This is a genomic window from Crenobacter sp. CS_VA4, assembly GCF_055597485.1.
This window is the reverse complement of record NZ_JBVMAE010000001.1, coordinates 148,733-163,197: the sequence shown is the minus strand read 5'-3', so window position 1 is coordinate 163,197 and position 14,465 is coordinate 148,733. Positions and strand designations below refer to the sequence as shown.

Annotated in this window: 13 protein-coding genes; all 13 read left to right on the top strand. The window is 67.5% G+C overall.

Features of this window, described 5'->3' with window-relative positions; translation table 11 throughout:
• Window positions 1-146: 146 nt before the first annotated feature.
• Window positions 147-593 (top strand): division/cell wall cluster transcriptional repressor MraZ, encoded by a 447-nt coding sequence (mraZ, locus tag ACZ2IA_RS00805; RefSeq protein WP_470290651.1) that lies wholly within the window; start codon window positions 147-149, stop codon window positions 591-593.
• The gene (gene rsmH, locus ACZ2IA_RS00800; protein WP_470290650.1) at window positions 590-1,552 is read left to right on the top strand and encodes a 16S rRNA (cytosine(1402)-N(4))-methyltransferase RsmH; all 963 of its coding nucleotides are present in this window, start codon (window positions 590-592) and stop codon (window positions 1,550-1,552) included. The genes mraZ and rsmH overlap by 4 nt, the downstream gene beginning before the upstream one ends.
• A complete protein-coding gene (ftsL, locus tag ACZ2IA_RS00795) occupies window positions 1,549-1,821 on the top strand; it encodes a cell division protein FtsL (protein WP_470290649.1) in 273 nt (90 codons plus the stop codon). The genes rsmH and ftsL overlap by 4 nt, the downstream gene beginning before the upstream one ends.
• Window positions 1,821-3,560, top strand: a complete 1,740-nt coding sequence (locus tag ACZ2IA_RS00790) for a peptidoglycan D,D-transpeptidase FtsI family protein (RefSeq protein ID WP_470290648.1) — start codon at window positions 1,821-1,823, stop codon at window positions 3,558-3,560. Before ftsL ends, ACZ2IA_RS00790 begins: the two co-directional genes overlap by 1 nt.
• A gap of 13 nt (window positions 3,561-3,573) precedes the next feature.
• Window positions 3,574-5,061 carry a UDP-N-acetylmuramoyl-L-alanyl-D-glutamate--2,6-diaminopimelate ligase gene (locus ACZ2IA_RS00785; RefSeq protein ID WP_470290647.1) on the top strand — a complete coding sequence of 496 codons (1,488 nt, stop codon included), beginning with the start codon at window positions 3,574-3,576 and terminating at the stop codon, window positions 5,059-5,061.
• Window positions 5,048-6,394, top strand: a complete 1,347-nt coding sequence (locus tag ACZ2IA_RS00780) for a UDP-N-acetylmuramoyl-tripeptide--D-alanyl-D-alanine ligase (protein WP_470290646.1) — start codon at window positions 5,048-5,050, stop codon at window positions 6,392-6,394. The genes ACZ2IA_RS00785 and ACZ2IA_RS00780 overlap by 14 nt, the downstream gene beginning before the upstream one ends.
• A gap of 47 nt (window positions 6,395-6,441) precedes the next feature.
• On the top strand, window positions 6,442-7,527 hold the full coding sequence (gene mraY, locus ACZ2IA_RS00775; RefSeq protein ID WP_470290645.1) for a phospho-N-acetylmuramoyl-pentapeptide-transferase: 1,086 nt from the start codon (window positions 6,442-6,444) through the stop codon (window positions 7,525-7,527).
• 3 nt (window positions 7,528-7,530) lie between these two features.
• Window positions 7,531-8,904: a UDP-N-acetylmuramoyl-L-alanine--D-glutamate ligase gene (gene murD, locus ACZ2IA_RS00770; protein WP_470290644.1), complete on the top strand. Its 1,374-nt coding sequence runs from the start codon at window positions 7,531-7,533 to the stop codon at window positions 8,902-8,904.
• Window positions 8,904-10,061, top strand: coding sequence for a putative lipid II flippase FtsW (ftsW, locus tag ACZ2IA_RS00765; RefSeq protein ID WP_470290837.1), 1,158 nt, complete (start codon window positions 8,904-8,906; stop codon window positions 10,059-10,061). The genes murD and ftsW overlap by 1 nt, the downstream gene beginning before the upstream one ends.
• A 208-nt stretch (window positions 10,062-10,269) precedes the next feature.
• Window positions 10,270-11,340: an undecaprenyldiphospho-muramoylpentapeptide beta-N-acetylglucosaminyltransferase gene (gene murG / locus ACZ2IA_RS00760; RefSeq protein ID WP_470290643.1), complete on the top strand. Its 1,071-nt coding sequence runs from the start codon at window positions 10,270-10,272 to the stop codon at window positions 11,338-11,340.
• A 48-nt stretch (window positions 11,341-11,388) separates the two neighbouring features.
• Complete coding sequence (gene murC, locus ACZ2IA_RS00755) at window positions 11,389-12,777, top strand: UDP-N-acetylmuramate--L-alanine ligase (RefSeq protein ID WP_470290642.1); 1,389 nt, start codon at window positions 11,389-11,391, stop codon at window positions 12,775-12,777.
• A gap of 52 nt (window positions 12,778-12,829) precedes the next feature.
• Window positions 12,830-13,741, top strand: coding sequence for a D-alanine--D-alanine ligase (locus ACZ2IA_RS00750; RefSeq protein ID WP_470290641.1), 912 nt, complete (start codon window positions 12,830-12,832; stop codon window positions 13,739-13,741).
• Window positions 13,731-14,459 carry a cell division protein FtsQ/DivIB gene (locus tag ACZ2IA_RS00745; protein ID WP_470290640.1) on the top strand — a complete coding sequence of 243 codons (729 nt, stop codon included), beginning with the start codon at window positions 13,731-13,733 and terminating at the stop codon, window positions 14,457-14,459. The genes ACZ2IA_RS00750 and ACZ2IA_RS00745 overlap by 11 nt, the downstream gene beginning before the upstream one ends.
• Window positions 14,460-14,465: the final 6 nt, after the last annotated feature.

Here is a 14,465-nt window from a genome sequence, read left to right as displayed (position 1 = left end):
AAGTCATTGTCGCAAAAGGTGATTCGAGTCAATCGATGTTGACCGGCTCAATCATCTTCCCTATAGTGGCGGAAAGTGGGAAAAAGTGGGAAAAAGTGGGGCATTTTGTCCTGCACCGACTCTCAACGGGCCATTAGTCAACGATCATGTTCGGCGGCGTCAGTACTTTGTCTCTCGATAGCAAGGGTCGCCTGGCCATTCCGGCTCGGCACCGGGAGACGGTGTTGTCTGCGTTCGGCGCGAATCTGGTGGTCACGCTCGACTCGCCCGACCACCTGTTGATCTACCCCGAAGCCAACTGGCGGCCGATCGAGGAAAAGCTGATCCGGCTGCCGACCGGCAACCCGACGCTGAAGGCCTACCAACGGCTGGTGCTCGGCCACGCCGAGACGCTGGAGATGGACGCCGCCGGCCGCATCCTGCTGCCGGCGCGCTTGCGCGAGCGGGCCCGGCTCGGCAAGGACGTCGCGCTGGTGGGGATGGGCAACCGTTTCGAATTGTGGAATGCCGCCGACTGGGACGCCCAGACCGACGCGGCGCTGGAACTGGATCCGGCCGACCTTGCGGCCAACCTTGGAGATTTCTCGTTGTGAGCACCGCTGCCTTTGTACACCGCACGGTGCTGCTAACCGAGGCGGTCGACGCCTTGGCCATTCGCCCGGACGGCACCTACGTGGACTGCACGTTCGGCCGTGGCGGGCACAGTCGCGCGTTGCTCGCGCGGCTCGGACCGAGCGGCCGGCTGATCGCGTTCGACAAGGACCCGGAAGCGGTCGCCGTCGCCGACGCGCTGGCCGCCGAAGACCCCCGTTTCACCATCGTGCACGAAGGCTTCGAAACCTTCGCGCGCGAGCTCGATCGGCTGGCCGTCGACCGTGTCGACGGCGTGCTGATGGATTTGGGCGTGTCGTCGCCGCAACTGGACGATGGCCGCCGCGGTTTCAGTTTCCGCTTCGACGCACCGCTCGACATGCGCATGGACACCACGCGCGGCCTGACCGCGGCCGAGTGGCTGGCTACGGCCGCCGAAGCCGACATCAAAGAGGTGATCAAGACCTATGGTGAAGAGCGGTTTGCTCACAAGATCGCAGCAGCCATTGTTGCGACAAGGGCTGAAGCCCCGATCACGACGACGCGCGAGCTCGCCAGCCTCGTTGCGAAAAACGTCCATACTCGCGAACCGGGTCAAGACCCCGCGACGCGTACCTTCCAGGCGATCCGGATTTTCATCAACCGCGAACTCGACGAACTGAAGGCGGTGCTGCCGCAGGCCGCCCGGCGGCTGGCCGTCGGCGGCCGGCTGTCGGTGATCAGCTTCCATTCGCTGGAAGACCGCATCGTCAAACACTTCATGAAGGACGCCAGCACCGCCGACAAGCTGCCCAGCTGGGTGCCGGTGCGTGCCGCCGACATCGGTGAGGCGCCGCTGAAGCTCGCCAGCAAGGCGATCCGCGCCGGCGCCGACGAGGTGCGCGACAACCCGCGCGCCCGTTCCGCCGTGCTGCGTGTTGCCGAGCGCACCGCCGCGCCGTGGCCGGAGCCGCTCAAATGAACCGCCTCAACGCCGTTCTGCTCGTGGTGCTGGTGTTCTCCGCCATGGCGGTGGTCACCGCGCAGCACATTTCGCGCCAGCTCTATATCGAGCTGGGCCGCGAGCAGAAACTGGCGCGCCAGCTTGACGTCGACTACGACAAGCTGTTGCTGGAACAGAGTACCTGGGGGGCGCACTCGCTGGTCGAGCGCGCCGCCACCAGCCGGCTCGACATGCATCTGCCGGCGCCGCGCGAGGTGCAGGTGATCGCGCCGAAAGGGGGCACCTGATGCGCGTCCCCGTCAATAACCGCCGCCTCAACCCCGGTCCGGCTCCCTCGATGGGCCCGGGCCGCGTGCGTTTCGTGTTGTTGATCCTCGGCGGGCTGTTCTTGGTGCTGATCCTGCGCGCGATGTACATGCAGCTTGTGCAGCAGGACTTCCTGGTCGGCCAGGGCGACGCGCGCTTTCGCCGTACGCTGACGATGGAAGCCAACCGCGGCGTGGTTACCGACCGCAATGGCGAGCCGCTGGCGATCAGCACCCCGGTGCAGTCGATCTGGGCAAGCCCGGCCGACATGCCGCCGGTGCCGCCGGAGAAACTCGCCGCGCTGGCCAAGCTGCTCGAATTGCCGGCGACCGAACTTGCCGGCAAATTCGCCGACAAGCGGCGCGAGTTCGTCTATCTGAAGCGCCAGATCAGCCCGCAGTTGGCCGAACGGGTGGCGGCGCTCGGCATCCCGGGCGTGGCCGGCCAGCAGGAATTCCGCCGCTACTACCCGGCGGCCGAATCGTTCGCGCACATCATCGGTTTCACCGGCGTCGACGGCAAAGGCCAGGAGGGCCTGGAGCTGGCGCGCGAGAAGATGCTCGCCGGCAAGAACGGCAGCCGGGTGGTGCTGAAGGATCGCCGCGGCCATATCGTCGAGGACCTGGCCGCGATCGAGCGGCCGCGCAACGGCCAGACGCTGGTGCTGGCGATGGACCAGCGCATCCAGTACCTGGCCTACCGTGAGCTGAAAAACGCGGTCGAGGTGAACAAGGCCAAGGCCGGCGCGGTGGTGGTGCTCGACGCCAAGAGCGGCGAGGTGCTGGCGCTGGCCAACTACCCGTCGTTCAACCCGAACAACCGCGAGGGCACCACGCCGGAGATGCTGCGCAACCGCGCGGTGATCGATCTGTTCGAGCCCGGCTCGACGATGAAGCCGCTGTCGATCGCGGTGGCGCTCGAGCAGGGCAAGGCCCGGATCAACACCGTGCTCGACACCCATACCTATAAGATCGGCCCGGCGACGATCCGCGACGTGTCGCCGCAGCCTAGCCTCGACATCACCGGCATCATCAAGAAGTCGAGCAACGTCGGCGCCAGCAAGCTCGCGCTGATGGTGTCGCCGCAGGACTTCTGGGGCTACTACGACTCACTCGGCTTCGGCCGCGGCCCGGGCACCGGCTTCCCGGGCGAGGCGGCCGGGCGGCTGCGCAACTGGAAGAGCTGGCGGCCGATCGAACAGGCGACCATGTCGTTCGGCTACGGCGTGTCGGTGAGCCTGCTGCAGATGGCGCGCGCCTATACCATCTTCGCCAACGACGGCGTGCTGTTGCCGCTGTCGCTCTATAAGAGCAGCGCGCCGATGCCGGGCAAGCGCGTGCTCAGCCAGAAGACCGCCGACGAGATGAAGGGCGTACTGGTCGCCAACAGCGAGCCGGGCGGCGGCGCGGTCGGCGGCCGCATCATCGGCTACAGCATCGGCGGCAAGAGCGGCACCGCGCGCAAGCTGGAAGGTCATACCTACGTGGCCAACAAGCACCGTGCGTTGTTCATGGGCTTTGCACCGGGCAAGAATCCGAAATTGATCGTGGCGGTGATGATAGACGAGCCGTCCGCCGGCAAATACTACGGCGGCGCGGTGGCCGCGCCGGTGTTCTCGGCGGTGGCCGGCGGCGCGCTGCGCGTGCTGAACGTCCAGCCAGACGAGCCTGCCAACAATACCCTGCTACCGGAGTCGACTCCGGTACCGGCCGACTTTTAAAGAAGTTAAAGACATGATCAGTCGTCTGACCCCCTTGCCGGAGTGGAACCCGGCGGAACTCGAAAAACTGGGCATTCCAGCCCGTCGCGTCGAAGCGGACAGCCGCCGCGTGCTGCCCGGCGACGTGTTCCTCGCTTGCCGCGGCGAATACGCCGACGGCCGCGATTTCATCCCGGCCGCGCTGGCGCGCGGCGCCGCTGCGGTGCTGTGGGACGACGCCGACGGCTTCGCCTGGAACCCGGATTGGACCGTGCCGAACCTGCCGGTGCCGAACCTGCGCGAGCGCGCCGGCATCGTCGCCGCCTACGTGTTCGGCCAACCCAGCCAGCAGATGACCGTGATCGGCATCACCGGCACCAACGGCAAGACCTCGATCTCGCACTGGCTGGCTCAGGCGTTTAGCCTGCTCGACCAGAAGGCGGCGCTGATCGGCACCGTCGGTAACGGCTTTTACGGCGAGCTGACCGAGACTAGTCACACCACGCCCGACCCGGTCACCGTGCAGCAACGCCTGGCCGAATACCATCGCCAGGGCGCCCGGGTGGTGACGATGGAGGTCTCCAGCCACGGCCTCGATCAGTCGCGCGTCAACGGCGTCAGCTTCGCCACCGCGGTGTTCACCAACCTGACCCGTGATCACCTCGACTATCACGGCGACATGGCGAGCTACGGCGCGGCCAAGGCGAAACTTTTTCACTGGGAAGGCCTCAAGCAGGCGGTGATCAATGCCGATGATGCTTTCGGTCGAGAATTAATCGCCGCCATCGATACCGGCCGTACCCGGGTGGTCAGCTACGGCCTCGAACAGGGCGACGTGCGGCCGCTGTCGCTGAGCGCCTCGCTCGACGGCCTGAGCATGCGGGTCACCACGCCGTGGGGCGAGGTGGCGATCCGCACCGCGCTGCTCGGCCGCTTCAACGCCGCCAACCTGCTCGCCTGTCTCGCTACGCTTTGCGTCAATGGCGTCTCCCTGGCCGACGCGGCCCGTGTGCTCGGCCGCATCCAGCCGGCGCGCGGCCGCATGCAGCGGGTCGGTGGCGGTCATGAGCCGCTGGTGGTGGTCGACTACGCACATACTCCCGATGCACTCGAAAAGGCGCTGTCGACGCTGGCCGACATCCGGCCGGCCGGCAGCAAGCTGTTCTGCGTGTTCGGCTGCGGCGGCGACCGCGATACCGGCAAGCGCCCGATGATGGGCGGCATCGCCGAGCAGTACGCCGACGTGGCGGTGGTGACCAGCGACAACCCGCGTACCGAAAACCCGCAAGCGATCCTGGTCGACATCCTGGCCGGCATGAAGGCGCCCGGCCACGTCGAGGTCGACCGCGCCGCGGCGATCCACTGGGCGGTGAAGGCGGCGCGCGCCGGCGACGTGGTGCTGATCGCCGGCAAGGGGCACGAGGAATACCAAGACATCAACAAGGTGAAGCAGCCGTTCTCCGACTTCCGGGTCGCCGAGGATGCGCTGACCGCCTGGGGGGCCGCGCATGCTGACGCTTGAGCTGGCCGCCCGCCTCGCCGGCGGCCGCCTGGAAGGCCGCGACGCTGACGTCGGCCGCGTCGTTACCGACAGCCGCGACATCCGCGCCGGCGACCTGTTCGTGGCGCTCAAGGGCGAGCGCTTCGACGCGCACGACTTCGTCGCACAGGCCTTGGCCGACGGCGCGGTGGCGGCGCTGGTGGCCGACGGCTTTGCACTGCCCGGCGCGACGCTGATCCGCGTCGCCGACCCGCTCGCCGCCTTGGGGCAGCTCGCCGCCGGCTGGCGTGCCCGGCTGTCGCCGAAGCTCGCCGGCATCACCGGTTCGAACGGCAAGACCACCGTCAAGGAAATGCTGGCGGCGATCCTCGCGGCGCACGCCGGCGCCGACGCGGTGCTGGCCACCGCCGGCAACTTCAACAACGACATCGGCCTGCCGTTGACGCTGTTGCGCCTGAGCGAGCAGCACCGCTACGCGGTGATCGAGATGGGTATGAACCACCCGGGCGAGATCGCGCATCTCTCCCGGCTGACACGTCCGGACGTGGCGCTGGTCAACAACGCCTTGCGCGCCCATCTCGGCGGCTTCGACAGCGTGGCCGGGATTGCCCGCGCCAAGGCGGAGATTTTTGAAGGGCTGGCCGAAGGGGGCGTGGCGGTGATCAACGCCGACGACGCCAACTCGGAATTGTTCCGCGCTGCGGCCAGTGCGCATCGCCAGCTGGCGTTCGGCCTGGAACAGGGCGAGGTGCGCGCCGAGGCGGTCGAGCTGGACGGACTGCGGAGCCGGTTCACCCTGGTGAGCCCGGTGGGCCGCGTGGCGGTAACCCTGCCGGCTGCCGGCCTGCACAACGTGCGCAACGCGCTGGCCGCCGCCGCGCTGGCGCTGGTGTTCGAGGTGCCGCTCGCGACGATCGCCCAAGGCCTCGCCGCCTTTGCCGGTGTGAAGGGTCGGCTGCAGCAAAAGCGTGCCGCTTGCGGCGCCACCGTGCTCGACGACAGCTACAACGCCAACCCGGACTCGATGAAGGCCGGGCTCGACGTATTGGTCGGCTTTGCCGCACCGCGCGTGTTCGTGATGGGCGACATCGGCGAGCTGGGCGAAACCGCCCCGGCGCTGCACGCCGAGGTCGGCGCGTATGCGCGCGAGCGCGGCATCGAGCGACTGTTGACGCTCGGCCCGCTGGCCCGTCATGCCGCGGCCGCCTTCGGTGACGATGCCGAGGCGTTCGACGAATTGACCGACCTGCTCGCGGCGCTCGATACGCGCCTCACCGCCGACGCGACCGTGCTGGTGAAGGGCTCGCGCTTCATGAAGATGGAACGGGTGGTCGACCACCTGGTGAACGGATAACAAACGGTACGCCACGGGGCGGACCGAAACGATTGGGAGCTTGATAAGTGCTTGTTTGGTTAGCGGATTGGCTGGGTGAATACATCCGCGCATTCAAAGTTTTCAACTACATCACGCTGCGTGCGGTGCTGGCGTGCCTGACTTCGCTCGGCATCTCGCTGGTGATGGGTCCGTGGGTGATCCGGAAGCTGACCGAGCTGAAGGTCGGCCAGGCGGTCCGTAACGATGGTCCGCAGACCCACCTGGTAAAGGCCGGTACCCCGACGATGGGCGGCTCGCTGATCCTGCTGTCGATCACGATCACCACCTTGCTGTGGGCGCAGCTCGACAACAAATACGTGTGGCTGCTGCTGGCGGTGCTGCTCGGCACCGGCGCGATCGGCTTCATCGACGACTGGAAGAAGGTCGTCCACAAGAACCCGAAAGGCCTGTCGGCCAAAGCCAAGATGATCGGCCAGTCGGTGATCGCGATCGGTGCCGGCATCTACCTGATCGGTACGGCCAGCCTGCCGACCTCGACCGAGCTGATCGTGCCGTTCTTCAAGAACGTGATCTATCCGTTCGGCGCGATCGGCTTCTGCGTGCTGACCTACTTCGTGATCGTCGGGACGTCCAACGCGGTCAACCTGACCGACGGCCTCGACGGCCTGGCGGCGCTGCCGACCGTGCTGGTCGCAGGCGCGCTGGCGATCTTCGCCTACGTCGCCGGCCACGCGGTGTTCGCCAAATACCTGTCGCTGCCGTTCATCCCCGGCGCGCACGAGGTGGTGGTGTTCTGCGCGGCGATCTGCGGCGCCTGCCTGGGCTTCCTGTGGTTTAACGCCTACCCGGCGCAGGTGTTCATGGGCGACGTCGGCGCGCTGGCGCTCGGCGCCGCACTCGGCACCGTGGCGGTGATCGTGCGCCAGGAGATCGTGCTGTTCATCATGGGCGGCCTGTTCGTGATGGAGGCCTTGTCGGTGATGCTGCAGGTGGCGTCGTTCAAGCTGACCGGACGACGAGTGTTCAGGATGGCGCCCTTGCATCACCACTACGAACTGAAGGGGTGGAAGGAGACCCAGGTGGTCGTGCGCTTCTGGATCATCACCATGATGCTGGTTCTGGCCGGCTTGTCGACGCTGAAGCTGAGGTAAGCCATGGACTTCGCCAATCAGCACGTCATCGTCGTCGGCCTGGGGGACACCGGTCTTGCCAGTGCCGCCTGGCTCGCCGCGCACGGCGCGCGGGTGACCGTGGCCGACAGCCGCGCGGCCCCGCCGAACGCCGCGACCTTGGCCGAACGGCTGCCGGGCGTGGCGCTGCGCTGCGGCGACTTCGACGAGGCGAGTTTCGCCGACGCCGACCTGCTGGTGGTCAGCCCCGGCGTGGCGCTGGCCACGCCGGCGGTGGCGGCGTTCATCGCGGCCGGCGGCACGGTGGTCGGCGACGTCGAGTTGCTGGCGCGCGCCCTGCACGAGCGGCCGGACAAGCTGATCGCGATCACCGGCTCGAACGGCAAGACCACCGTGACCTCGCTGGTCGGTCACCTGTGCGAGGCCGCCGGCCTCGACACGGTGGTGGCGGGCAATATCGGTCTGCCGGTGCTGGAGGCGCTGCTCGAGCGCGAGCAAAGCGGTGTCTGGCCGGACGTGTGGGTGCTGGAGCTGTCGAGCTTCCAGCTCGAGACCACCACGAGTCTCGCCGCCGACGCCGCCACGGTGCTGAACATCTCCGAGGACCACCTCGACCGCTATCAGGACCTACTCGACTACGCGTACAGCAAGACTGCGGTGTTCGGTGGCGACGGCGTGCAGGTGCTCAATCGCGACGATGCGCTGTGCCGCGCGATGAGCCGCACCGGCCGGCCGGTGCGCTGGTTCTCGCTGCAGGACGCGTCGGTCGACTACGGCCTGATCCAGGAACAGGACAACTACTGGCTGGCGGCGCGCGGTGAGAAGCTGCTCGACGTCGCCGAACTGCAGCTGACCGGCCTGCACAACGCCGCCAACGCTTTGGCCGCCTTGGCGCTGACCGAGGCGATCGGCCTGCCGCGCGCCGCGCTGCTCGCCGGCCTGAAGACCTTCAAGGGCCTGCCGCACCGGGTCGAGCTGGTCGACGAGTTCGACGGCGTCGCCTACATCGACGACTCGAAGGGCACCAATGTTGGCGCCACCGAGGCGGCACTGAACGGCATGACTCGCAAGGTGGTGCTGATCGCCGGTGGCGACAGCAAGGGCCAGGATTTCGCGCCGCTGAAGCCGGCGCTCGCGCGGATCGGCCGCGCGGTGCTACTGATCGGTCGCGATGCGCCGAAGCTGCGTGCGGCGCTGACGGGGCTCGATCTGCCGCTCGTCGACTGCGCGTCGCTGGAGGAGGCGACCCGTCAGGCGGCGACGTTGGCCGAAAGCGGCGACGTGGTGCTGCTGTCGCCGGCCTGCGCCAGCCTCGACATGTTCCGCAACTACGCGCACCGCGCGCAGGTGTTCATCGACACGGTGGCCACGATCAAACAGGAGCGGCATCCATCATGATGGTCGGCGCCCAGGCCCGTCGTTTCGTCCCCACCACCGCACTCGATGAGGCGCTGGGCTGGGCGATCGCGCTCTTGCTGTCGTTCAGCCTGGTGATGGTGTATTCGGCGTCGATCGCCTCGGCCGAGGCCGACCCGACCATGCACAACCGCTACTTCTTCCTGGTGCGGCACGCGGTGTTCATGACGATCGGCCTGGGGCTCGCCTATGTGGTGTTCCACATCCCGGTGAAGTTCTGGGAGGAAAAGGCCGGCTGGGTGTTCCTGGTCGCGCTGGTGTTGCTGTTCGCGGTGCTGATCCCCGGCATCGGCCGGGTGGTAAACGGCTCGCGGCGCTGGATCTCGCTGATCGTGTTCAACGTTCAGCCGTCCGAGGTCATGAAGTTCGCGATGGTGCTGTTCAGCGCCCGCTACGTGGTGAAGAACGTCGCGAAGCTCGACAGCATCAAGGAAGGCTTCTTCCCGATCTTCGGCGTGATGCTGGTGGTGGCGTTCCTGCTCTTGATGGAGCCGGACTTCGGCGCGCTGATGGTGGTGGCGTCGATCGCGATGGGGCTGCTGTTCCTCGGCGGCATTAATATGCGCATCTTCACCGGCCTCGCGATCTTCGGCGTGGTCGCGGTGGTGCTGTTGATCGTGCTGTCGCCGTACCGGATGAAACGGGTGCTCGGCTTCATGGACCCGTGGGACGACCCGTACGGCAAGGGTTACCAGCTGTCGCACTCGCTGATCGCGATCGGCCGCGGCGAATGGTTCGGCGTCGGCCTCGGCAGCAGCGTAGAGAAGCTGTTCTACCTGCCCGAGGCGCACACCGACTTCATCATGGCGGTGATCGCCGAGGAGTTCGGCTTCGTCGGCATCTGTGTGGTGATCGGCGTGTACGCCTGGATCGTGCGCCGCGCGTTCCGGATCGCCGACCAGGCGAAGATGCTGGAGCGCTACTTCCCGGCGCTGGTGGCGCAGGGCATCGGCATCTGGCTCGGCATCCAGACCTTTTTCAACATCGGCGTGAACATGGGCATCCTGCCGACCAAGGGGCTGACGCTGCCTCTGATGTCGTTCGGCGGCTCGGCGCTGATCATGAACCTGGCGGCGATGGCGGTGCTGCTGAGGGTGGACTGGGAAAACCGCCGGGTGATGCGCGGCTACAAGGTGTAGCCGGGCAGCGGGCCGGTAGGCCCGAGGGCGCAAGCCCGCCCGGCGAGAGGGAGCGAAAGCAAAAACCGCCGGGTGATGCGCGGCTACAAGGTGTAGCCGGGCAGTTTTAGGAATGCGACACCGTTCGGCGCCCAGCAGTGCGCCGCACAGGAAACGGGCCGAAAATAGCGGCCCCCGATGGGCCGAAGCAGGCCGTTAAGAAGGATTCATGGCAAAACGCACGATCATGGTGATGGCCGGTGGCACCGGCGGACACATCTTCCCCGGCCTCGCGGTCGCCAAGGAGTTGGCGGCGCGCGGCTGGGCGGTGATCTGGCTCGGCGCCGACGGCGGCATGGAAACGCGGCTAGTGCCGGAGCACGGCATCGCGATCGAGACGCTGAAGATCCGCGGCGTGCGCGGCAATGGCCTCGTGCGCAAGCTGACGCTGCCGTTCGTGATGGCGCGGGCACTGTTGAAGAGTGCCGTGGTGATCTTCAACCACCGCCCGGACATCGCGATCGGTTTCGGCGGCTACCCGGCGTTTCCGGGCGGACTGATGACGCGGCTGCTGTGGAAGCCGCTGGTGGTGCACGAGCAGAACTCGGTGGCCGGGCTGACCAACCGGGTGCTGGCGAAGATCGCCAGCCGCACGCTGTTCGCCTTCCCCGGCGCGTTCCCGGGAACGAACGGCCTGGTCGGCAACCCGGTGCGCGCCGACATCGCCGCGCTGCCGGCGCCGTTTGAGCGCTTCGCCGGGCGCAGCGGTCCGCTGAAGCTGCTGGTGGTCGGTGGCAGCCTCGGCGCCAAGGTGTTCAACGACACCGTGCCGCAGGCGCTGGCGCTGTTGGCCGAAGGCGAGCGGCCGCTGGTGGTGCACCAGGCCGGCGCGAAGCAGATCGACGCGCTGCGGGCGAACTATCAGCAGGTCGGCGTTGCCGCCGACTGCCGCGCCTTCATTGCCGACATGGCGGCCGAGTACGGCGCCGCCGACGTGGTGCTGTGCCGGGCCGGCGCGCTGACGGTGGCCGAACTGGCCGCCGCCGGGGTCGGTAGCCTCCTGGTGCCGTTCCCGCACGCGGTGGACGACCACCAGACCGGCAATGCGAAGTTCCTGGCCGACGCCGGTGCGGCACGGCTGGTGCAGCAGAAGGAATTTGACGCGGCGAGCCTTGCCGGCTGGCTGAAGGGCCTGAACCGGGCCGACTGCCTGAAGATGGCCGAGGCAGCGCGGTCCAAGGCGCTGACCGACGCGGCGGCGCGGGTCGCCGACGTGTGTGAACAACTGACGCAGGAATAATTTGCCCCCGCGGCCAGCCGGCGGCGGGGAAGCTGATAGAGAAGCAGCATGAAACACAGGGTCAAACACATACATTTCGTAGGCATCGGTGGCGTCGGCATGTGCGGCATCGCCGAGGTGCTGCTCAACCTCGACTACACCGTGTCGGGCTCCGACATGGCCGACGGCGTGGCCACCAAGCGGCTGGCCGAGGCCGGCGCGCGCGTGTTCTTCGGCCACGACGCCACCTACATCCAGAACGCCGACGTAGTGGTCACCTCGACCGCGGTGAAGGCGGACAACCCGGAAGTGCTCGCGGCGCGTGAACGCGCGATCCCGGTGATCCCGCGCGCGATGATGTTGGCCGAACTGATGCGCTTCAAGCAGGGCATCGCGATCGCCGGTACGCACGGCAAGACCACCACCACCAGCCTGACCGCGTCGGTGCTGGCGGCGGCCGGGCTCGACCCGACCTTCGTGATCGGCGGCAAGCTGACCGCGGCGAACACCAACGCCCGGCTCGGTTCGGGCGACTTTCTGGTCGCCGAGGCGGACGAGTCGGATGCGTCATTCCTGCACTTGGCGCCGGTGATGGCCGTGGTGACCAATATCGACGCCGATCACATGGACACCTACGAGCACAGCTTCGACAAGCTCAAGCAGGCCTTCGTCGACTTCCTGCACCGGCTGCCGTTCTACGGCCGAGCCGTGCTGTGCATCGACGACGCCAATGTGCGCGAGATCTTGCCGCAGGTGAAAAAGCCGATCACCTCGTACGGCTTCAGCGACGACGCCGACGTCTACGCCGAGAACGTCGAGGACGACGCCGGCCGGATGCGCTTCGACGTGGTGGTGAAGAACGGTGCGCTCACCCGTTTCCCGGTGGTGCTGAACATGCCGGGTCGGCACAACGTGCTCAACGCCTTGGCGGCGATCGCGATCGGCATCGAGTGCGGTGCCGGCATCGCCGCGATCCAGAAGGGCCTCGCCGAGTTCGCCGGCGTCGGCCGGCGCTTCCAGCGCTACGGTGAGGTGGCGATCGCCGGTGGCGAGTTCACGCTGGTCGACGACTACGGCCACCACCCGGTGGAGATGGCGGCGACGCTCGCCGCGGTGCGCGGCGCGTTCCCGGACAAGCGCCTGGTGCTGGCGTTCCAGCCGCACCGCTACACGCGCACCCGCGACCTGTTCGAGGATTTCGTCAAGGTGCTGTCGACCGTCGACGCGCTGCTGCTGACCGAGGTGTACGCCGCCGGCGAGGCGCCGATCGTGGCCGCCGACGGCCGGGCGCTGGCGCGCGCGGTGCGCGTCACCGGCCGGGTCGAGCCGGTGTTCGTCGACGAGATCGGCGCGCTGCCGCAGACCGTGTTCGACGTGGCGCGGCCAGGCGATGTGGTGGTGACGATGGGCGCCGGCTCGATCGGCGCGGTGCCGGCCAAGCTGGTGGCGGCGCAATAACACAGAGTGGCAACCGGCCGGGGATGCCCGGCCTTACAGGATAGACGAGAGCATGCAGCAGTTTGGCAAAGTGGCAGTGATGATGGGCGGCAGCTCGGCAGAGCGCGAAGTGTCGTTGATGAGCGGCAGCGGCGTGCTGGCGGCGCTGTTGTCGCAGGGCGTCGACGCGCACGCCTTCGACCCGGCGGACAAGCCGCTGGCGCACCTGAAGAGCGAGGGCTTCGACCGGGTGTTCATCGCGCTGCACGGCCCGTTCGGCGAGGACGGCACGCTGCAGGGTGCGCTCGAGACGCTCGGCATCCCGTACACCGGCTGCGGCGTGATGGCGTCGGCGATCGGCATGGACAAGTGGCGCACCAAGCTGCTGTGGCAGGGCGCCGGCCTGCCGATCCCGGCCTTCGTGATGCTCGACGACGCGAAGGACTTCGCCGCGGTGGAAGCCGAACTCGGCCTGCCGCTGTTCGTCAAGCCGGCTTCCGAGGGCTCGAGCATCGGCGTGACCAAGGTGAAGACGCCGGGCGAATTGCGCGCGGCGTACGAGGAAGCGAAGAAATACGACCCGCTGGTGATCGCCGAGCAGTTCGTCGGCGGTGGCGAGTACACCTGCGCGGTGCTGGGCGACGTGGCGCTGCCGACGATCAAGATCGAGCCGGCGACCGAATTCTACGACTACCAGGCCAAGTATTTCCGTGACGACACGGTGTACCACTGCCCGAGCGGCCTTACGGACGCGGCCGAGGCGCGGATGCGCGAGCTGGCGCTGACCGGTTTTAGGGTGCTGGGCGGGCGCGGCTGGGGGCGGGTGGATTTCCTGATGGGTGACGACGGCACGCCGTACCTGCTGGAGATCAACACCTCGCCGGGCATGACCAGCCACAGCCTGGTGCCGATGGCGGCGCGGGTAGAGGGGCTGAGCTACGAGGATCTGTGCGTGAAGATTCTCGGAACGGCCCATGTGGGATAACCACCAGGCGCTGCGTAGCCTGGCGAATGCGATGCTGCTGGCGGCGCTGGCGATGCTGTTGTACGCCGGCGGCTTCTGGCTGGTGCACTCGTCGCTGTTTCCGGTGCGCGCGATCTACATGCAGGGCGCGCTGAAGAGGGTGACGCCGGTGCAGTTGAAGTACATCGCCGAGCACGAGTTGGCCGGCACGTTCTTTACGCTCGACATCGACAAGACCCGGGCGGCGTTCCAGAAACTGCCGTGGGTGCGCGATGCCCAGGTGCGTCGCCGCTGGCCGGATGCGTTGTTTATCACGGTGGAAGAGCACGTGGCGCTGGCCCGCTGGGGCGAGAACGGGCTGATCGATACCAATGGCGACTGGTTCGACGCGGCGAGCGACCAGAACCTGCCGGTGCTGGCCGGGCCGGCCGGCAGCGAGAAGACGCTGGCCGCATCGCTGCCGAAGTTCCAGCAAGCGCTCGCGCGCTCGGGGCTGAGCGCGCTGCGGCTGGAAATGTCGGCGCGCGGTGCCTGGCGCGTCGACCTGTCGAATGAGATCCGGCTCGAATTGGGCCGCAACGACGTGGAGGCGCGGGCGCGCCGCTTCGCCGAGTACTGGAAGGGAAACCTGGCAGCGCTGCCTTACAAGATTGAGTACGTAGACATGCGCTACCCCAATGGATTCGCCGTGCGGATGCCGGATTACAAGGGCACCCCGGCGCACAAGACAAAGCCTTAAGTGTTG